This window comes from Streptomyces sp. NPDC048436 (assembly GCF_043200355.1).
Classification (GTDB): domain Bacteria; phylum Actinomycetota; class Actinomycetes; order Streptomycetales; family Streptomycetaceae; genus Streptomyces.
Genome location: NZ_JBICXP010000003.1, coordinates 371,105 through 390,391, shown reverse-complemented (window position 1 = coordinate 390,391; position 19,287 = coordinate 371,105). Strand labels below are relative to the sequence as shown.

General features: G+C 70.6%; 18 protein-coding genes. 10 read left to right on the top strand and 8 right to left on the bottom strand.

Going from position 1 to position 19,287, the window contains the following annotated elements:
• The first annotated feature begins 92 nt into the window (after window positions 1-92).
• The 9 genes from ACGFX9_RS12765 to ACGFX9_RS12725 all read left to right on the top strand — a co-directional run bounded on the left by ACGFX9_RS12765 (window position 93) and on the right by ACGFX9_RS12725 (window position 10,288).
• Window positions 93-1,838: an alpha/beta fold hydrolase gene (locus ACGFX9_RS12765; RefSeq protein WP_393469278.1), complete on the top strand. Its 1,746-nt coding sequence runs from the start codon at window positions 93-95 to the stop codon at window positions 1,836-1,838.
• Complete coding sequence (locus tag ACGFX9_RS12760) at window positions 1,835-2,437, top strand: hypothetical protein (RefSeq protein ID WP_393469275.1); 603 nt, start codon at window positions 1,835-1,837, stop codon at window positions 2,435-2,437. The genes ACGFX9_RS12765 and ACGFX9_RS12760 overlap by 4 nt, the downstream gene beginning before the upstream one ends.
• Window positions 2,434-3,258 carry a nuclear transport factor 2 family protein gene (locus ACGFX9_RS12755; RefSeq protein ID WP_393469272.1) on the top strand — a complete coding sequence of 275 codons (825 nt, stop codon included), beginning with the start codon at window positions 2,434-2,436 and terminating at the stop codon, window positions 3,256-3,258. Before ACGFX9_RS12760 ends, ACGFX9_RS12755 begins: the two co-directional genes overlap by 4 nt.
• 57 nt (window positions 3,259-3,315) lie before the next feature.
• The gene (locus tag ACGFX9_RS12750) at window positions 3,316-4,077 is read left to right on the top strand and encodes a class I SAM-dependent DNA methyltransferase (RefSeq protein WP_393469269.1); all 762 of its coding nucleotides are present in this window, start codon (window positions 3,316-3,318) and stop codon (window positions 4,075-4,077) included.
• Window positions 4,078-4,135: 58 nt separating this feature from the next.
• Complete coding sequence (locus ACGFX9_RS12745; protein WP_393469266.1) at window positions 4,136-4,315, top strand: hypothetical protein; 180 nt, start codon at window positions 4,136-4,138, stop codon at window positions 4,313-4,315.
• Window positions 4,312-6,045, top strand: a complete 1,734-nt coding sequence (locus tag ACGFX9_RS12740; protein ID WP_393469262.1) for an ABC transporter ATP-binding protein — start codon at window positions 4,312-4,314, stop codon at window positions 6,043-6,045. Before ACGFX9_RS12745 ends, ACGFX9_RS12740 begins: the two co-directional genes overlap by 4 nt.
• Window positions 6,045-7,502 (top strand): phytoene desaturase family protein, encoded by a 1,458-nt coding sequence (locus tag ACGFX9_RS12735; RefSeq protein ID WP_393469259.1) that lies wholly within the window; start codon window positions 6,045-6,047, stop codon window positions 7,500-7,502. Before ACGFX9_RS12740 ends, ACGFX9_RS12735 begins: the two co-directional genes overlap by 1 nt.
• Entirely contained in the window at window positions 7,499-8,380 is an 882-nt protein-coding gene (locus ACGFX9_RS12730) for a M23 family metallopeptidase (protein ID WP_393469256.1), read from the top strand. Before ACGFX9_RS12735 ends, ACGFX9_RS12730 begins: the two co-directional genes overlap by 4 nt.
• 126 nt (window positions 8,381-8,506) lie before the next feature.
• Window positions 8,507-10,288 carry an SGNH/GDSL hydrolase family protein gene (locus tag ACGFX9_RS12725; RefSeq protein ID WP_393469253.1) on the top strand — a complete coding sequence of 594 codons (1,782 nt, stop codon included), beginning with the start codon at window positions 8,507-8,509 and terminating at the stop codon, window positions 10,286-10,288.
• Window positions 10,289-10,303: 15 nt separating this feature from the next.
• Here the strand turns inward: ACGFX9_RS12725 and ACGFX9_RS12720 are convergent, their stop codons facing one another.
• From ACGFX9_RS12720 to pcaC, 3 genes are all read right to left on the bottom strand, one after another.
• Window positions 10,304-11,083, bottom strand: a complete 780-nt coding sequence (locus ACGFX9_RS12720) for an exodeoxyribonuclease III (RefSeq protein ID WP_393469249.1) — start codon at window positions 11,081-11,083, stop codon at window positions 10,304-10,306.
• Window positions 11,084-11,158: 75 nt separating this feature from the next.
• The gene (locus ACGFX9_RS12715) at window positions 11,159-11,791 is read right to left on the bottom strand and encodes an MBL fold metallo-hydrolase (protein ID WP_393470452.1); all 633 of its coding nucleotides are present in this window, start codon (window positions 11,789-11,791) and stop codon (window positions 11,159-11,161) included.
• Between the two features lie 33 nt (window positions 11,792-11,824).
• Window positions 11,825-13,150, bottom strand: a complete 1,326-nt coding sequence (gene pcaC / locus ACGFX9_RS12710) for a 4-carboxymuconolactone decarboxylase (RefSeq protein WP_393469245.1) — start codon at window positions 13,148-13,150, stop codon at window positions 11,825-11,827.
• A gap of 181 nt (window positions 13,151-13,331) precedes the next feature.
• Here pcaC and ACGFX9_RS12705 point away from each other — a divergent pair, with 181 nt between their 5' ends.
• A complete protein-coding gene (locus ACGFX9_RS12705) occupies window positions 13,332-14,270 on the top strand; it encodes an ornithine cyclodeaminase family protein (RefSeq protein WP_393469242.1) in 939 nt (312 codons plus the stop codon).
• Between the two features lie 74 nt (window positions 14,271-14,344).
• Here ACGFX9_RS12705 and ACGFX9_RS12700 read toward each other — a convergent pair whose 3' ends face one another.
• From ACGFX9_RS12700 to ACGFX9_RS12680, 5 genes are all read right to left on the bottom strand, one after another.
• Window positions 14,345-14,974 carry a sugar kinase gene (locus tag ACGFX9_RS12700; protein ID WP_393469239.1) on the bottom strand — a complete coding sequence of 210 codons (630 nt, stop codon included), beginning with the start codon at window positions 14,972-14,974 and terminating at the stop codon, window positions 14,345-14,347.
• A gap of 4 nt (window positions 14,975-14,978) precedes the next feature.
• The gene (locus ACGFX9_RS12695; protein WP_393469236.1) at window positions 14,979-16,136 is read right to left on the bottom strand and encodes an ROK family glucokinase; all 1,158 of its coding nucleotides are present in this window, start codon (window positions 16,134-16,136) and stop codon (window positions 14,979-14,981) included.
• A gap of 172 nt (window positions 16,137-16,308) precedes the next feature.
• Window positions 16,309-17,130 carry an ATP-binding cassette domain-containing protein gene (locus tag ACGFX9_RS12690; protein WP_393469234.1) on the bottom strand — a complete coding sequence of 274 codons (822 nt, stop codon included), beginning with the start codon at window positions 17,128-17,130 and terminating at the stop codon, window positions 16,309-16,311.
• A complete protein-coding gene (locus ACGFX9_RS12685) occupies window positions 17,127-18,188 on the bottom strand; it encodes an ABC transporter permease (protein ID WP_393469231.1) in 1,062 nt (353 codons plus the stop codon). The genes ACGFX9_RS12690 and ACGFX9_RS12685 overlap by 4 nt, the downstream gene beginning before the upstream one ends.
• Window positions 18,185-19,204 carry a sugar ABC transporter substrate-binding protein gene (locus ACGFX9_RS12680; RefSeq protein ID WP_393469228.1) on the bottom strand — a complete coding sequence of 340 codons (1,020 nt, stop codon included), beginning with the start codon at window positions 19,202-19,204 and terminating at the stop codon, window positions 18,185-18,187. The genes ACGFX9_RS12685 and ACGFX9_RS12680 overlap by 4 nt, the downstream gene beginning before the upstream one ends.
• Window positions 19,205-19,287 lie beyond the last annotated feature (83 nt).

Here is a 19,287-nt window from a genome sequence, read left to right as displayed (position 1 = left end):
TATCCCGGAACAGGGCCCTGGGGCTTTCCGAGCGACTTTCCGCACTCACCACCCTTTCCTCCTCTCTTGAATATCTGCACCAGCACAAGCAGATGGATCCCGGCGGTCTGAACGACTGGGAAATCATGAAGGAGTCGCCGGAATCCAAGAACCTGGCCATCCGTAAAATCACCGAAGCCGTCAGCGGAAAGAAAGTGACCGTGGCGCTGCACACGGCCCGCGCGGCGGTGAGCATCGGCCTCCTCTTGCCGGGCGACAGCAGATGGCGCGGAGCGGGAAGTCTCTTTCTCACCGGAGCGACATCGCTGCTGCAGGCGAGACACCGCTATGGCACTGATGGTTCGGACCAAGTGGCGAATCTCGTACACACCGCCACCGGCTTCGCCCGCCTGACGAAAAGTCAGCAAACTCAGGACGCGCTGCTCTGGTATGTGGCGATGCAGGCGAACCTCTCGTACGCCGCCTCCGGCTGGGTGAAGCTCCTGGGCGAGAAATGGCGCGAGGGCTCGGCACTTCCCGGCGTCATGCGCACCCGTACCTACGGATTCGAGGGCGCCTATCGCCTGACGCAGCGCTACCCCAGGACCTCGAAGTACGTGCAGCACAGCGTGCTCGCGATGGAGTGCCTCTTCCCTGTCGTGTATCTCGCCGGAGGCAGACTGACCCGGCCGATGCTGGCCGCGGCCGGCAGCTTCCATGTGGCCAACGGCTTCGTCATGGGCCTCGGGCGTTTCATGACCGCCTTCCCCGCCATGCACCCGACGGTCGCCTACACCACGACGCCGAAGACCCACCCGGCGGTCGCCGGGCGCGACGACCGTGCGGTGAAAGCGGCGGCACTGCTGCTTGCCGCGGGCATCGCCGCCGCCGGCGCCGTCGCGGCGCAGCGCCGCGCCATGGTGCTCGAAGGCTGGCCCACGTCACGGAAGTTCGTCACCCGGCACGGCAACGAGCTCATGTACGAGACCGGGGGCAGGGACGACGACACAAACGCCCCGGTCCTGGTCTTCTGCGCAGGGCTCACCTCGACCTCGGAGCACTTCGCCTGGATCACCGAGCGGTTCGTGAACGACTCGGACCACGCGGTGGTGTCGTACGCACGCGCCGGTTACGCCGGAAGCCACCGGCGCAGCACCGCTCCCTTCACACTGGACGAGTCGGTCGATGACCTGGAGGACCTGATCCGCGCGACGGTCCCCGCGCACCGCAAGGCGGTCCTGGTCGGCCACTCCCTCGGCGGCGAGCTGATCCGCAGGGTGTCGGCGCGGCTGCCGGACCGCGTCGCCGGTCTCGTCTACCTGGATCCGTCGCACCCCGCCGAGCTGCAGCGTTCGGAGCGGCAGAGCGACGGCGCGAAGGACCTGAGGGACACCATCACGCACGCCTCGCGCTATCTGGCCCTGGGCACCGGCATCCTGATGAGCCGCCCCGGGTGGCTGGACAAGCTGCCGGATAACTACCGCGACAAGGTGTTCGCCCAGTACACCGATGCCCGGCTGTGGAAGGCGGGAAAGCGTGAATGGCAGGCGGTCGAGGCGGACTTCAGGGCCTTCACCGGTGAGATCGAACAGGTCGCGGCGCCCGCGCTGATCATCGCCGCGCAGCAGACCGTCGACCAGGACCCCGAGCAGCTCCTGCTCTACAACGAGCTGGCCAGGGCCCACCGGCAGGGGGATGTCAAGGTGGTGGAGGGGGCCGATCACGACTCCCTGCTGACCAACGCGCTGTTCGCGCAGAAGGCGGCCGGGTTCATGGCCGACTTCCTGAACTCCGCCACCGGCGACGGCACCTGTACAAGCACCAGCAGTGAGCACGACGAGCAAGGAGCGGGGAAGTGAATCCGGCAGCTCTCCTCAAGGACACCTTCACGGGCCCCGGCTCCCTGACGCGGCTGGTCGGCGCGGGCATGCTGGTGGCGACCGTGGCCGCGCAGCACCCGCACCCGGCGTTCGACCGGGCCCGCGCCAAGGACCTCTTCGCGTTCATCCCGAACTGGAAGTTCTTCGCCCCGAACCCGGCGACCCACGACTTCCACTACGTCTACCGGACCCTCGGCCGCACGGGCGAGACCTCCGAGTGGAGCGAGATCGAGATGATCGAACCCCGGCGGATGTACCAGGCGTTCTGGTTCGCCACCCGCCGCCCGGAGAAGTCGGTGTTCGACCTGTGCACCGCCATCCTCCAGCAGGCCGCGCGGGGCGGCGCCACAGAGGTCCAGAAGACGTCCTCCTACCGGGTCCTCGCCGAGTTCATCCGCAGGACGATCCACGACCGGCAGGGCGACGAAGACGTCAAAGGCTTCCAGTTCGCCGTGGTGCGCGCCGCAGGACACGACACCAGCGAGGACCCCGAACCCCTGTTCATCTCCCCCTACACCCCGATGCACCCGGGCAGGCCGCATCTGTCGCATCCAGAACTCGTGATGGAGAAAGCATGACCACCCCCCTCACCCCCGCCGAGGACTTCGTCGGCTATCTGCGGTCCTACACGGCGGACTCCTTCGATCCCCGGCAGAGCCTTGAGGACGTCTGGGACCGCTATCACGTCCCGGACGCGACCCATGTGGTCAACCGGAAGGAGCGCGACCGCGCGGCCGCCCTGAAGAGCCTGTCGCAGTGGCGGGCGGACCAGTCGCCGTACGAACTGTGGATCCACGAGGCCGTGGTGGACGGCCGCCGCGCCGCCGCCCGGTACACGATCAGCAAGGTCCTGCTGATGCAGGTCCGGCACAACACCGAGGTCGTGATCTTCGCCGACCTCGCCGACGACGGACGTGTCGCGTCCACGGTCACCACCGCCCGGTCGACGTACGGCTGGGGCGGCGCCGACAGCGAGAGCTGGGACGCCGACGCCCGTTCCGTCGCCACCGCTCCGCCCGGCGCGGCGGCGGACCCCGAGCTCTATCTGACGACGTTCGCGCACCTCACCAACGACCCGGCCGTGCCCCTTGACGAGGCCTTCGACCGGTTCCACACCCCGGACGCCGTCCAGTACATCAACGGTGCGTCGATGCAGCGCCCCGCGGTCCTGCAGTCCCTCGCGGTGGCCCGCGAGAAGGGCCCCGTCTACGACCTGGAGATCCACGCGTCGGTGCGGCAGGGAAAGCGGTTCGCCGCCCGCTACTCCATGGTGCCATCGGACCGGGGCCGGCGGGCGGGTGAGATGGAGGTCTTCACCTTCGGCGAGTTCGCCGACGACGGCCGCGTACGGCTGCTCCGTTCCGTGATGCAGACCAAGAGCGGCTACTGGCCCACCTGACCGCCGCTCGACCACACCGTCCAAGTACGCACGCCCCAGGGGGAAGTGACACCTCGTATGACCAGCGCAGTTGATGACATCGGTTACGGCACGCAGTTCGCGGCCTGGTACGACCGGATCTTCCCCAAGGGAGCCGACGCCGTGGCCACCGCGGACGTCCTGGCCCGGCTGCACCCCGAACCGGCCGCGGGCACCCTGGAGTTCGGGGTCGGCACCGGACGCATCGCCATCCCGCTCTCGGCGAGGACCGGACCGGTCACCGGGGTCGACTCGTCCCCGGAGATGCTCGCCCAGCTGGCCGAGGCGCCGGGGAACGAGGGCATCACCGCCGTCCACGCGGACATCCGTACGTACACCGACACGCGTACGTACGGTCTCGTGTACATCGTCTGCGGCACGCTGTCGATGCTGCTGAGCGCCGAGGACCAGCAGGCGGCCGTGCACCGCGCCGCCGAACTCCTGGCCCCCGGCGGGCGGTTGGTCGTGGAGACCGGCAACCGGCCCGCCGTGGAGGCGCTGCACGAAGGCCAGGCGCGCACGACCCTCTTCACGCCCTACCCGGAGCCGGGCACGGGCCTGCAGACCCACTCCACGCTGGGTCCGGGCGGCGAGATGTGGCAGTGCTCGCACATCTGGTACGAGGCCGACGGGACGAGCCGCGTGGGCAGCGAACTGGCGCGGCTCACCACGCCCGACGAGGTCGACGCGTACGCCGTCACGGCCGGTCTGAACCCCGAAGGGCGTTACGCGGGGTGGGAGTTGGCGCCCTACACCGAGCAGTATCCGATGTTCCTCACCACGTACACGAAGAACGCATGAGTCACCGCCGGAGTCGGCGAACAGCCATGAGTCGGCGATCAGCACAGAGGAGGGGCCAATGATGACAGCAAGCCGTGCGGTGTGGTTCGCCGTCGCGTTCGTCTTCGCCGCGCCGGGCATGTCGGCGGTGTTCCGTGAGAACGGCCGGTTCACCCGACAGGCCTTGGCCAAGGGCATCGTCTTCGGCGCGAGCGTCGCGGTGATCTTCGCGATCGCCTGCGGTCAGGGCACGTCGTGAACCTTTCCGCGATCGTCCGGCGCCACCGGGTGCTGCTCGCCGTAGGCATCTTCCTCGGCCTCGGGGGCACCGCGGCCACCCTCGTCCAGCCCCTCCTCATCGGCGACCTGATCGAAGCGGTCGCCGCGGACGAGTCGGTGACCTGGCCGATCCTGTCCATCGCCGCGCTGTTCGTCGCGGACGCGGTGCTCGCCGCCGCCCACTTCTATCTGATCGGCCGCGCGGGCGAGAACATCGTCCTCGACATGCGCTCGACCCTGACGGGGCGTCTACTTCACTCGCAGATACGGGCGTTCAACAAGCTGGAGCACGGCGATGTGTTCACGCGCACCGTCTCCGACACCTCGATCGCCCGCATCGCCCTGTCCTCGTCCGTCGCCCAGATGATCACCGCGGGGTTCACCACGGTCGGCTGCATCGCCGTCATGGCGTGGCTCGACTGGCAGATGCTCCTGGTCACCGCGGGCTGTCTCGGCGTCGCGTCCACGCTCGCGCTGTTCCTGGCCCGCGCGGTCCGCAAGGCGGCGGTGCAGAACCGCGAGGACACCAGCGACTACGGCTCCGGACTCCTGCGCGTGCTCGGCGCGCTGACCACGGTCAAGGCGTCGCGCGCCGAGGAGCGCGAGGCCGAGCGCATCGACACTCTCGCCCGGTCCGCGCGGGCCAGCGGCATCCGCGTGACCCGCCTCTCGGCGATGCTGATGCCCGCCATGAACGTCGGTACGCAGGTGTCGCTCGCTGTGGTGATCGCCTGGGGCATGGCCCGCACCGCGACGGGGGCCATGAAGCCCGAGGACCTCACCTCGTTCATCATGTACCTCTTCTATCTCGTGTCGCCGCTGGTGATGCTCTTCATGTCCATCGGGGAGTTCCAGCAGGGCCGGGCCGCCATCGACCGCGTCAAGGACCTCGCGACCGTCGAGCAGGAGACGGCCGGGGGCACTGAGGTGACCGGAGCCATCGGAGCCACCGCGGGACCGGACACCGCTCCCGCCGTCGAGTTCGAGAACGTCGGCTTCGGCTACTCCGAAGGCGGGGCCCGCGCCCTCGACGGGGTGTCGTTCGCCCTGCCCGCCACCGGGGTCACCGCGATCGTCGGCCCTTCCGGCGCGGGCAAGTCGACCCTGTTCCAGCTCATCGAGCGCTTCTACAGCCCCGATCAGGGCACGATCCGGGTCTCCGGTGCCGACACCGCGCGCCTGCCGCTCGACGAACTGCGCTCCCGCATCGGCCTGGTCGAGCAGGACTCCCCGCTGATGCGGGGCACGGTCCGCGAGAACCTCGTCTACGCCCGGCCCGACGCCACCCCGGCCGAGATCGCCGACGCCGTGGCCGCCGCGCACCTCACCCAGGTCGTGGACGCCCTGCCGGACGGCCTCGACACCCGGCTCGGCGAGGGCGGCGCCGGACTCTCCGGCGGTCAGCGTCAGCGCCTCGCCATCGCGCGTGCGCTGCTGACCCGGCCCGCGGTCCTGCTCCTGGACGAGGCCACCTCCAACCTCGACTCCGACTCCGAGACGGCGCTGCGCTCCGCGCTCACCACCATCGGCGCCCACTGCCAGGTGCTCACCATCGCGCACCGCATCTCCACCACCATGGGCGCCGACCACATCCTCCTCATCGAGGACGGCAGGCTGCGGGCCCGCGGCAGCCACACGGAGCTGATGGCCGCCGACACCACCTACCGGCGCCTGGCAAGCCAGCAGTTGGCGCCCCTGGGAGCCGCCTGATGACGGACGCCGCCATCGTGGGAACCGGGCCGAACGGGCTCGCCGCCGCGGTCACGCTCGCCAGGGCTGGGCTCAAGGTCGCCCTGTACGAGCAGGCGGAGACCATCGGCGGCGGACTGCGCACGGAGTCGCTCTTCGACAGCGAGGTGGAGCACGACATCTGCTCGGCCGTCCACCCGATGGCCGCCGCGTCGCCGTTCTTCCGCGCGTTCGACCTGCCGGCGCGCGGCGTTCGGCTGCTGCAGCCCGCCATGCCGTACGCGCATCCGCTGCCCGGCGGCCGGGCGGCGGCTGCCTGGCGCGACCTCGGCAGGACCGCAGAGGGGCTCGGCGCCGACGGACCGCGCTGGGCCCGCCTGATGGGGCCGCTCGCCGCCCGCTCCTCCCGCGTGGTCGACCTCTTCCTCTCCGATCTGCGCCGCCCGCCCCTCGACCCGGCCACGGCACTCCTGCTCGCGCCCCGCGTCCTCGCCCACGCCACATCTCGTACGCCCTTCACCACCGAGGCGGCGCGGGCGCTGCTGACCGGCGTTGCCTCGCACGCGGTCGGCAAGCTGCCGTCCCTGGCATCGGCGGCGGTCGCGATGCTCCTGGCCCACACCGCCCACAGCAGCGGCTGGCCACTGCCCGAGGGCGGCAGCGCCCGCATCGCCGACGCCCTGGCGGCCGACATCACGGCGCACGGCGGCGTCCTCCACACGGGGCGGCGCATCCGCGACCTGGCCGAACTCGGCAACGTACCGCTGATCCTGCTCGACGTCGGCCCCGCCGAGTTCCTCACCATCGCGGGCCGGCGGCTGCCCGACCGCTACCGCCGGGCCCTGCGCCGCTACCGCTACGGGCCAGGCGCGGCGAAGGCCGACTTCCTCGTCAGTGGGCCCATCCCCTGGGCCAACCCGCTGGTGGGGCAGGCCGGGACGGTGCATCTCGGCGGCACCCACGCCGACATCGCCCGGCAGGAGACGGCGACCGCCGCGGGCCGGCGCGTCCCCGACCCGTTCGTCCTGGTCGTCGACCCGGCCGTGACCGATCCGTCCCGCGCCGTCGGCGGCAGACGCCCCGTGTGGGCTTATGCGCACGTCCCGAACGGCGACACCCGCGATCCCGTCGACCTGATCCGCCGCAGGATCGAGGAGTACGCCCCCGGGTTCACCGACACGGTCATCGCATCCCGTGGCCGCTCGGCCGCCCAGTACGCGGCGTACAACCCGAACTACGTGGGCGGGGACATCTCTGCCGGAGCCCTCACCCTGCGTCAGACACTGGCGCGCCCCACGGCACGCCTCGACCCGTACACCACGCCGCTGCCCGGCGTGTATCTGTGCTCGGCGGCCACTCCCCCCGGCCCTTCGGTGCACGGCATGTGCGGATATCTCGCGGCCCGTTCCGCGCTCCGCCGCCGGTTCGGGGTACGGACACCGCCCGAACTGACCCCCTCTGTGGAGACACGCACATGATCGTGACGCTGTGGAAGCGCTATGGCCTGGTATTCGCCGCCGGAATCGTCTGCATCCTGGTGAACACGGAGGGGCTCGGCCCGCTCTGGTACACCGGGGTGGCCCTGGTCGTCGTCGGGCAGATCATGCGCGTGACGCTGATCCGCACCCAGCGCCCGCCCCTCGACCGCACTCCTGTGCCCGTCCTCGCCCCCACCGCCGGGCGCTGGATGGCGCTCAACGGGCCCGCCACGAAGGTTCCTAGCCATACGCACAGCCATGCGCAGACGTATGCCATCGACCTGAAGTACGTGCCGCGCGAAGGCGAGGGAGAGGGAGAGGGAGACGGCGCGGGCGGTGTGCCGCAGGCGCCGCCGTTCCGGTGGCTCTGGCCGCTGGGCCGCAGGCCCCGCGTCTACCCGTCCTTCGGTGTGCCGCTCCTCGCCCCTGCCGACGGGGTCGTCGTCGCGACCGCGAACCGGCAGCGGGACCACATGTCACGTATGTCGCTCCCGGCTTTCCTCTTCCTCTATCTGGAGGGCTTCGTACGCAGTCTTGGCTGGCCGCGCCATCTGATGGGCAACCACGTCGTCATCGACATCGGCGACGGCGTGTACGCGGCCTTCGCGCATCTGCGGCGCGGCTCGCTGCGGGTCGCGGTAGGCGAGAGGGTGACGGCCGGTCAGGAGATCGCCGCCTGCGGGAACTCCGGCAACTCGTCCGATCCTCATCTGCACTTCCAGCTCATGGACGGGCCCGACGTGATGACGGCGCGCGGCGTGCCGTTCGCGTGGCACTACCGCGACGACGACGGGGTGGAGCACATCGGTGTGCCCGAGGACTCCACCCACTTCGTCCCGGTCCGTGCCCCGCGTCCGGCCGCTCGGCCGCTCAGCTGAACCGTCTCGTCGCCACGTCGAGTTGAGGCCGTATTCACGCGCGGCTCATTGACGTGCCTCTGGCGTCTCCTTAGCTTCATGGCGCACCTGTCATCACGTCAGTGTCGCTAGTGGGAGGGGTCTGGTGTGCGTCGACGTACATGGACACGTGTAGGGGGAGGGCTCGCCACGCTGGCCGTACTCACGGGCCTGGCCCCCGTGGCGACGGCGCAGTCCGCGCCGCACGGACCGGAGCCGCTCCCCCTGGAGCGGCTCTTCGACAACAGGGCGGTCAGCGACGACGCGCGGCCCGGCGACGCGGACTTCGACGGCTCGGGCGGCTCGCTCTCGGCGCGGGACCTCGACGCGGCGGGCTGGACTCCGGGCCGTTCGCTCGCCGTGGACGGGGCACGGCTGACATGGCCCCGCGCCCACGCGGGCGAGGCCGACAACGTCCGCGCCGACGGGCAGCCGGTGCGGTTGCGCGGGCGCGGTGACGCCCTCGCCTTCCTGGTGGCGGGCACGGGCGGCGAGGCGAGCGGCACGGGGACGGTGCGCTACCGGGACGGCTCGCGCGGCACGTACCGCCTGACGGCGCCGGACTGGCGCTCGGGCCCGCTCGCCACGAAGGCGGTCGCGCTGCCGCATGTGAACACTCCGGGCGGCCAACTCGCCGAGAGATCACGGCTGTACGTGGTGACCGTGCCGGTGGCGCGTGGGCGCGAGATCGCCTCGGTGACCCTGCCGAAGGACCCGGGCGGCCCGGATCTGCACGTCTTCTCCCTCTCTGTACGGCAGATCACGAAGGGGTGGACGGGCAGCTGGTCGGCGTCGACCGCCGGTTACACGGCGGTGGGTCCCTGGGCCGACCGGACCGTGCGGCTCGTCGTCCACACGAGCACGGGCGGGCCGCGGGTGCGGATCCGGCTCGACAACACCTTCGCCTCGGCTCCGGTGCGGATCGGGAGTGCCACTGTGGCGGTGCAGGAGTCCGGGGCGGGGGCGCGGGGTGAGCCGGTGCCGCTGTCGTTCCGGGGCAAGAGCGGAACCCAGGTCCCCGCGGGCGCCCAGGCGCTCAGTGACCCGCTCGACTTCGACGTACCGCAGGACACGAATCTCCTGGTGAGCTTCCACCTCCCGGAGACGGTGACGACCGCGCCCGTGCACAGCCAGGCCATCCAGCGCTCGTACGTGAGCGGCCCCGGCGACCACGCTGCGGACGGCTCACCGGCGGCGTACACGTCGACGATCACGACCTGGCCACTGCTCACGGGCGTCGACGTGGGCGGCGGGCCCGGTTCGGTGGTGCTGCTCGGCGACTCCATCACCGACGGCGTGAAGTCGACGCAGGACGCCAATCACCGCTGGCCCAACGTCCTGGCGACGCGGCTGCTCCAGCAGGACGACGTCCCGCGCTTTGGAGTGCTGAACCAGGGGATCTCGGCGAACCGCGTGGTCGCGGACCGCTATCCCGGCGACGGTGTCTCGACGGACACGGGTGGCGTGAGCGCGCTGCACCGCCTGGACCGCGACGTCTTCGCCCAGACCTCGGCCCGTACGGTCGTCGTCTTCGAAGGCGTCAACGACGTCCGCTGGGGTGCGTCGGCGGACCAGGTGACCGCGGGGCTGCGGGAGATCGCCGAACGGGCGCACGCGCGGGGCCTGCGGGTGCTCGCGGCGACGATCGCGCCGTGCGAAGGCGAGTCCCTGTGCACGGCGGCGGCCGATGCCCAGCGGGTGGCCGTCAACACGTACATCCGCGAGGGCGGTGACTTCGACGCCGTGCTCGACTTCGACGCGGTGCTACGGGACCCGTCGCGTCCGGCGCGGATCCTGGCCGCGTACGACAGCGGTGACCACCTGCATCCGGGGGACGCGGGGCTCGCGGCGATGGCGGAGTCCGTGGATCTGCGGGAGCTGGTGCCGTAGGGCAGCCGGGCTTCCTCACACGTCCAGGTCCACCACGACCGGCGCGTGATCGGACGCGCCCTTGCCCTTGCGCTCCTCGCGGTCCACGTACGAGTCCGTGACCGCCTTGGCGAACGTCTCGTTCCCGTACACCAGGTCGATGCGCATGCCCCGGTTCTTGGGGAACCCGAGCTGTCGGTAGTCCCAGTACGTGAAGGGGTGGTCGTACTTCAGGGGCCGCGGGACGACGTCCGAGAGCCCGGCCTCCCGCAGGGCCGCGAGGGCCGCGCGCTCGCCGGGGCTGACGTGCGTGGCCCCTACGAAGAGGGCGGGGTCCCATACGTCATCGTCGGTGGGCGCCACGTTGAAATCGCCCAGGACGGCGAAGGGCCGCGTCTCGGCCGCGTCGGCGGCGACCGCGGTCTTCAGGGCCTCGAACCACTGGAGCTTGTACGCGTAGTGCGCGTGCTCCACCTCGCGGCCGTTCGGCACGTACACCGACCAGAGGCGGGCCGGGCCGCAGGTCGCCGAGATCGCGCGCGGCTCCTGGACGCCTTCGTAGTCAGGCCCGCCGGGCAGGCCGAGTGCCACGTCGTCGAGGCCGACGCGGGAGACCAGCGCCACGCCGTTCCACCGGCCCGAGGCGTTCACCGCCGACTCGTAACCGAGCTCACGCAGCACGTCGGCGGGGAAGGCCTCCGCCGTGGTCTTGGTCTCCTGGATGCACAGCACATCCGTACCGCTGGACTCCAGCCAGGCGAGCAGCCTCGGCAGCCGAGCGGTGATCGAGTTCACGTTCCAGGTGGCAATGCGCATGCTTCACAACCTACCGGGCGCCACTGACAGTCATGGTTCGGCCGGTCAGAGTCCGGCCGGTCAGAGTTCGGCCGGTCAGAGTTCGGCGGACTCCCCCGGCGTCAGACGCAGGTGCTCCGCGCCGCCGAGTGCGCCGATCTGGGAGTCGTAGATCGGCCGGGCGAGGTCCGTGAGCAGCGCGTCGTGGATGTCGTAGGCACGCTGCGGCTTGACCTCGCGCACGTACTCGATGACCTCGGAGATCTTGCTCCAGGGCGCCATCACCGGCAGCATCAGCGTCTCCACCGGCTGCTCGGGGACGGTCAACGCGTCGCCCGGGTGGAAGACCGAACCGTCCACGAGATAGCCGACGTTGGTGATGCGCGGGATGTCCGGGTGGATCACCGCGTGCAGCTCGCCGTGCACCTGTACGTCGAAGCCTGCGGCCGTGAAGGTGTCGCCGTGCCCGACGGTGTGCACCCGGCCAGGGAAGGCCGCCGAGATCTTCTCCGCGACGGAGCGCAGGGTCCAGATCTCGGCGCCGGGGTTGGCCTCCATGCCGGCCCGCAGCCGGTCCTCGTCGAAGTGGTCGGGGTGCTCGTGCGTGACGAGGATCGCGTCGGCGCCGACCGCCGCGTCCTCTTCACTGAAGGTGCCCGGGTCGATGACGAGACTGCGCCCGCCCCGCTCCAGGCGGACGCAGGCGTGGGACTTCTTCGTGAGCTTGATGCGCTTCGCGTCGGTCGTCATCCCCCCATCCTGCTACTCCTGCGGCGTGGTTTCCTCACGGATCACGGCCTGGGCGACCTTGAACGCGGAGTTCGCCGCGGGTACACCGCAGTAGACGGCGGCCTGGAGCAGCACTTCCTTGATCTCCTGCGGGGTGAGGCCGTTGCGCAGGGCGGCGCGGATGTGGAAGGTCAGTTCGTCGAGGTGGCCGCCGGCGACGAGGGCGGTGAGGGTGACGCAGCTGCGGGAGCGCCGGTCCAGGCCGGGGCGGTTCCAGACCTCGCCCCAGGCGTAGCGGGTGATGAGCTCCTGGAAGTCCGTGGAGAAGTCGTCGGCCGCGGCGAGCGCACGGTCCACGTGTGCGTCGCCGAGCACCTCGCGGCGGACCTTGATGCCCGCTTCGTACGGGTCGGGGCGACCGCCGCCCACTGCTTCGGGCTGCTCCATGGGCGCTATCTCGGCGACCGGGAAGACGGGCGGCGTCGGGGCGATCACCGGCTTGACCGGGGGTGCGCTGATCGCCGCGTGGGACCCGGTGGCGTCGGTGGCGAGCGGCCAGGCGGTGGAGAAGTGGCGTACGAGAAGGTCGGTGACGGCGGCGGGCTGCTCGACGGGGGCGAGGTGGGAGGCGCCAGGCACGACGGCGAGGCGCGCGTCCGGTATGCCCGCGACGAGGGTGCGGGCCTCGCCGGGTCCGGTGACCTGGTCCTCCGACCCGACCAGGACGAGGGTCGGTACGCCGATGCGCCCCAGCTCGGCCCGCACGTCGAAGGCGGCGAGCGCCTCGCAGGCGGCGATGTAGCAGCCCGGGTCGGTGGTGCGCACCATCTGTACGGCCCAGTCGGTGATGGCGGGCTGCGCGGCGGCGAAGCCGGGTGTGAACCAGCGCTCGGGGGAGGTACGCGCGATGGGGTCGAGACCGTTGCTCCGCACGATGACACCGCGCTGGCGGAACTCGTCGGCGCTGCCGAAGCGCGGCGAGGCGGATATCAGCGCGAGCGAGGCGACGCGCTGCGGATACCGCAGGGCGAGCTCGGCACCGATGGCGCCGCCGAAGGCACAGCCCGCGTACCCGAAGCGGTGCACGCCGACCTCGTCGAGCGTGGCGAGAAGCCGCTGCGAGAGCTCGCCGACGGAGCCGCAGGGATGCGCCGGGGCGCCGCCGTGCCCGGGCATGTCGAAGCGGAACACCCTCCACTGCTTGACCAGCTCGGGCACCTGCCGGTCCCACATGTGCCATGTGGTGCCGAGGGAGGGGCCCAGGATGAGGACCGGGGCGTCCTCCGGTCCGTCAAAGCGGTATTGCAGGGTCTCATTAGTCTTCTGGCTCACCCGCTCACGCTCCCATATCGCACACATTCGCACTGGAGGGGGTCGGGAGAGTGGCCAGACCTCCCCATGCATGGGCCGCCGAACGCAGATCCTTCACATCCGGGCCCGGCGGCACGGGCCCTGTCAACTCACCACCGGTGGACGAGTTCCGCCGCCGGGTTGATCATGAACGTGACCCGAAGCGAGCCCAGCCCGAAGGGAACCACGCATGAGCGAGGCTCCGCCCTACATCGACGCCGAGGCTATGGCCCGGCTCGTCCCCATGTCCACGGCGATCGAGGCGGTGGAGTCCGTACTGCGGTCGGGCCTGGACCCGGAGGCGGAACCGCCGCGGGGGGTCGTGGACGTACCGGGCGGCCAGCTTCTGCTGATGCCGTCCTCGACGACGTCGTACACCGGGGTGAAGATCGCCACGGTCACCCCCGGGAACGCGGCCCGCGACCTCCCCCGCATCCAGGGCCTGTACCTCCTCCTGGACGGCGCGACCCACAGGCCCCTGGCCCTGCTGGACGGCATCGCGCTGACGTCACTGCGTACGCCCGCGGTATCGGGGGCAGCGATCCGGCACCTGGCCGTGCCGGACACGCGCCGTCTGCTGGTCTTCGGCACCGGCCCCCAGGCCTGGGGCCACGTCGAGGCGGTACGCGCGGTGCGGCCGGCCCTGGAACACGTGGACGTGGTGGCACGCACCCCGGAGAAGGTGGCGGCGTTCGTCGACCGCTGCCGCGCGACGGGCCTCTCGGCGGCGCCCGCGACCCCGGCGGACGTCGCGACGGCCGACGTGGTCTGCTGCTGCACGACGGCCCGCGAGCCGCTGTTCGACAGCACGATGCTCCCTGCCCACGCGACGGTAGCGGCGGTCGGCTCGCACGAGGTGGACGCGCGCGAGGTGGACGAGGGGCTGCTGGGCCGCGGCCTGGTGGTGGCGGAGTCCCGGGAGGTGGCGCTGCGGGAGTGCGGGGACATCGTGCTGGCGGCGGACGCGGGCGCCTTCGCCGTGGAGCGGCTGCGGACGCTGGGTGAGTTGGTACGAGGCGAGGTCCCGGTCCCCGACGACCGGCCCCGGTTGTTCAAGTCGGCGGGGATGGCTTGGGAGGACCTGGGGGTGGGGGCGGCGGTGTACGAGGCGTGGACGCGCCTCGGCTGACCCAGGCTCCTCCGTCGGCCAAGATTCGCGCCGTCGTCCCGTGGCCCACTCAACTCGCCGGTGAGGGAGGCCAGTTACGGAGTCGTCGTCGACACCACGTACACCATCGGGTGCTGCGGATTGGCCCGGTTCACCACTACGTCCAGGGTTGGTACCGGGTCCTTCTGCACATGGGTGAGGCCGAGCCAGGGGCCCGGGTCCGTGAACTCCCAGCCGACCACCTTGCGGTCGCGCTTGCTGATCGTGATGTCGTTCTTCTTGAGCGTCTTGGTGCTCGTGCCGATCTTCTTGAGGAACTTGTCCAGGCCCTTGTTGCTCGTCAGGAACTGGGCGTACAGGCGGCTGGTGCGCCAGTTGTTCGTCTCGTAGTACGCGACTTCCCTTGAGTACGGCGGGATCGGCACGTCGTAGAGGCGGCGCTGCACCCGTGAGGGCCAGCCCGCGGTGAGGCCGGTCGCGGAGTACTTGTCCTCCTTGTCGCGGCCGCTGTTGCGGCTCTGGTTCGCGGAGATCACCAGGTAGCCGGCCGGGACGCCGATCAGGAGCACGATGATCGTCGCCGTCAGCCAGCGGCGGCGGATCATGTGGCGGTGGTTCTCAGGGGGGCGTCGGCCTTCGCCCGAGGAGCCGGAGGAGCCCGAGGAGCCGGAGGAACCAGAGGGGTCTGGGGAGTCCGGGGGGGAAGGTTGGCGGGGCACGGTCATCTGATTACTGGGTTCCCTGAGAAGTGCGGTTGTTGGAGCGGCGCGCCTCCGCGAAACGCTCGTAGCGTTCGTAGCGCTCCACCCGGCGACGGTTCGCCCGCCGGAAGCGGCGGGCCACCAGGCGGGCCAGGTCGGCGGCGCCCACCATGCCTGCCTCGGGGCCCAGTTGGGCGCGGGCGATGCGGGCTTCGGGGCGGTAGCCGCGGCCCGTCAGCTGGCGGCGGAAGGCGTCGCGGGCCGGGCCGATGAGGAGGTCGTCGGCCGCGCTGACGCCGCCGCCGATCACGAAGCAGGACGGGTCGAGGGCCGCCGCGAGGTTCGCGATGCCCACACCGAGCCACTGGCCGATGTCCTGGAGCAGCTCGATGCACATCGCGTCGCCGTCCCGGGCCAGCTCCGTGATCAGGGGGCCCGTGATGTCGGGGATGTTGCCCTTGACCCGCTCGATGATCCCGTACGCCACCGGGGAGTCGGCCGCGGCGAGCTCGCGGGCCTCCCTGACCAGCGCGTTGCCCGAGCTGTACTGCTCCCAGCAACCGCGGTTGCCGCACGGGCAGCGGTGGCCGCCGGGCACGACCTGCATATGGCCGAACTCCCCGGCCACGCCGAACTTGCCGCGCTTGACCTGGCCGTCCTCCAGGATCGCGCCGCCGATGCCGGTACCGAGCGTGATCATGACCAGGTGGTCCTCGCCACGGGCCGCGCCGAAGCGCCACTCCGCCCACGCCGCCGTGTTCGCGTCGTTGTCGACGAGTACGGGGACGGCGAGGCGGCCCGAGATGCGGTCACGCAGGGGTTCGTTGCGCCAGGACAGGTGCGGGGCGAACAGGACGCGGTTGCGGTCCGCGTCGACCCAGCCCGCGGCGCCGATGCCCACCGCGTGCACGTCGTGCCGGTCGGAGAGGTCGAGGACCAGCTCGACGATGGTGTCCTCGACGACCTTGGGGCTCTTGGACTTGTCCGGGGTCTCCGTGCGGAGCGTCTCCAGGATGTTGCCGTCGGCGTCGACGACTCCCGCCATCACCTTCGTGCCGCCGATGTCGATGCCGACGGTGGGGACGCGGGGCGCCGTCAGATGGGATCGGCGCTCCCGCGTGCCCACGGTACGCAGGACGGTGGCTCGGGCGGAGCCGCGGTGCGCGAGGTCGCGGTAGGTGCTCATTGCGGCGATTCTGCCATTCCGCTGCCGCTGGGGCTCACCGGTGTCCCGGGGCTCGGTCTCGCTCCCGCCGGTTGTCTACAAAGTGCGGGCCCGCTGTGGCTTGTCGCGCAGTTCCCCGCGCCCCTGACGGGGCCCCTCGCGGCGGAGCCCCGCGCCCCTGGCGGGGCCTTGCTCAGCGCTTCTCCAGCTCGTGACGCAGGTCGTCCAGTTCGTTGCCGCCCGCCATCTGGCGGGTCAGTTCGTCGAGGGTGATCTCGTCGCGGGCGTAGCTGCCGAACATGGCGCCGCGCTTGAGGAGGACGAAGCGGTTGCCGACCAGGTAGGCGTGGTGGGGGTTGTGCGTGATCAGGACCACGCCCAGGCCCTGGTCCCGCGCCGCCGCGACGTACTTGAGGACGACACCGGACTGCTTCACGCCGAGCGCCGCGGTCGGCTCGTCGAGGACGAGGACCTTCGCGCCGAAGTAGACGGCCCGCGCGATCGCCACGCACTGGCGCTCGCCGCCCGAAAGGGTGCCGATCGGCTGGTCGACGTCGCGCAGGTCGATGCCCATGCGCAGCAGCTCCGCGCGGGTCGTCTCGCGCATGAGGTCGACGTCCAGGCGCTTGAAGGGGCCCACGCCCTTCGTCGGCTCGGAGCCGAGGAAGAAGTTCCGCCAGACCGGCATCAGCGGGACCACGGCGAGGTCCTGGTAGACCGTGGCGATGCCGTGGTTCAGGGCGTCACGCGGCGTGCTGAGCTTCGCGTCCTCGCCCTCGATCCGGAAGGTTCCGGCGTCGTGCCGGTGCAGACCCGCGATGATCTTGATGAGGGTCGACTTGCCGGCGCCGTTGTCGCCGAGGACGCAGGAGATCTCGCCCGCGTGGACCTCCAGGGAGACGCCTTCGAGGGCGCGGATGTTGCCGTAGTACTTACTGACGTCGTCGAGCTCGACGAGCGGGGTGCGGTCCGGTGCCGGCACCGCGTCGGTGACTTCGGTCGTGTCGGTGGTCACTTCGTCGCCTCCGCGCGCTTGCGGACCCAGTGGTTGAGCAGGGTCGCCAGGAGCAGCATCACTCCGAGGAAGAACTTGAACCAGTCCGGGTTCCACTCGGCGAACACGATGCCCTTGCTGACCATGCCGAAGATCAGCGCGCCCACGGCCGCGCCGACCGCGGAGCCGTATCCGCCGGTGATCAGACAGCCGCCGATGACGGCCGCGATGATGTAGATCAGTTCGTTGCCGACGCCCTCGCCCGACTGGACGACGTCGTACGAGAAGAGCAGGTGCTGGCCGGAGACCCAGGCGCCGAAGGCGACGCCCATGTAGAGGCCGATCTTGGTCAGGGCGACCGGGACGCCGACCGCGCGGGCCGCGTCCTCGCCGCCGCCGACCGCGAAAATCCAGTTGCCGACGCGGGTGCGCAGCAGGATCCAGGTGGCGACCACGATGAGGGCGAGCCACCAGACGATCGTGATCTTGAAGTCGACGCCGCCGATGGTGATCGTCGAGGCGAAGACGTCCTTGGCGGAGGCGAAGCCCTCCATGTCGGCGATCGACTTCGTGGAGACCGTGTCGCTGATCAGCTTGGTGAAGCCGAGGTTCATGCCGGTCAGCATCAGGAACGTACCGAGCGTGATGATGAAGCTCGGCGGGTCGGTGCGTGTCAGCATCACGCCGTTGAAGACGCCGATCGCGAGAGTGACGACCAGCGAGACGAGCACGCCGACCCAGACGTTCGCCGTCATCTGGTAGCTGAACATCGACGAGATCAGCGCGGAGGTCGTCACCATGACGCCCGCCGATAGGTCGAACTCTCCGCCGATCATCAGCAGGGCCACCGGCACGGCCATGATGCCGAGCGTCGACGCCGCGTAGAGCACCGTGGCGAGGCTGTTGGCCTGGAGGAAGCTGTCCGCGGCGATAGCGAAGAAGATGAAGACGGCGATGGCGCCGACGACCGAGCCGAGCTCGGGGCGGCCCATCAGCTTCTTCAGCGGCGAGGTCTTCAGGAGGCGCTCGTCCGTCTTGGTGCTCCCGGAGGGGGCGGGCGCCGGGGCTGTGGCTGTCATCGGGTCCCTCGCTTCGCGTAATCCTCCAGCTCGGCGGCCTGATCCTTGGTGACGATCTGCGGTCCGGTGAGGACCGGCTTGCCGCCGCCGAGCACATCGGCGTTGTACTTGTAGAGCCAGAGCAGGTCCACGGCCTCGTACCCCTGGAGGTAGGGCTGCTGGTCGACGGCGAAGCCGAGATCTCCCGACTTCAGGCCTGCCGCGACCTTCTCGTTCAGGTCGAAGGTGTCGACCTCGGCCTTGCTGCCCGCGCTGTCCGCGGCCTTCACGGCGGTGTCCGCGAAGGGCGCGCCGAGCGTGACGACCGAGTCGGTGTCGTGGTCGGACTGGAGGCGGGCCTCGATGGAGGACTGCACGTCGGGCATGTTGGTGCCGGTGACGTAGAGGTTCTGCATCTTGCCCTTGAAGGTCTTCTTGGCGCCGTCGCAGCGCTGCTCGTGGCCGACGTTGCCCTGCTCGTGCAGGATGCAGAGCGCCTTCTTCTTGCCGCGCTTGTTGAGCTCGTCGCCGACTGCCTCGCCCGCGATCGTCTCGTCCTGGCCGATGTGGGTGAGCGCGCCGAACGCCTTGGACTCCGCGGAGCCGGAGTTCACGGTGATCACCGGGATGCCGGCCTTCTTGGCGCGGGCGAGGGCGCCCTTCATCGCGTCGGGCTTGGCGAGGCTGACGATGATGCCGTCGACCTTCTTGTCGACGTACGAGTCCACGAGCTGGGCCTGCTGCTGGGCCTCGGCATTGTGGGAGTAGAGGAACTTGATGTTGTCCTTGCGGGCGGCCTGCTCGGCGCCGCTCTGGACGATGTCCCAGAACGTGTCGCCGTCGCCGGAGTGGGTCACCATCCCGAACGTCCAGCGCGGCGTGTTCACCGCGGCCCTGCCCTGCGCCGTCGCCGCCTTGCGCGCGTCTTCCGCGCGCTTGCCGCCGGTGCTGCTGCATCCGGTCAGTCCCGCGGTCACCGCGAGCACCGTGACCAGTACGGCACCCACCGCGCGTACCCCTGTCTGAACCCTTGCCACGACGCCGTGCCCTTCTTGCTCTGCTCCTCGGGAGGCCGGTCCGGATCCCCGGCCCCAGCCGCCCAAGTATCGTCCACGCGGAT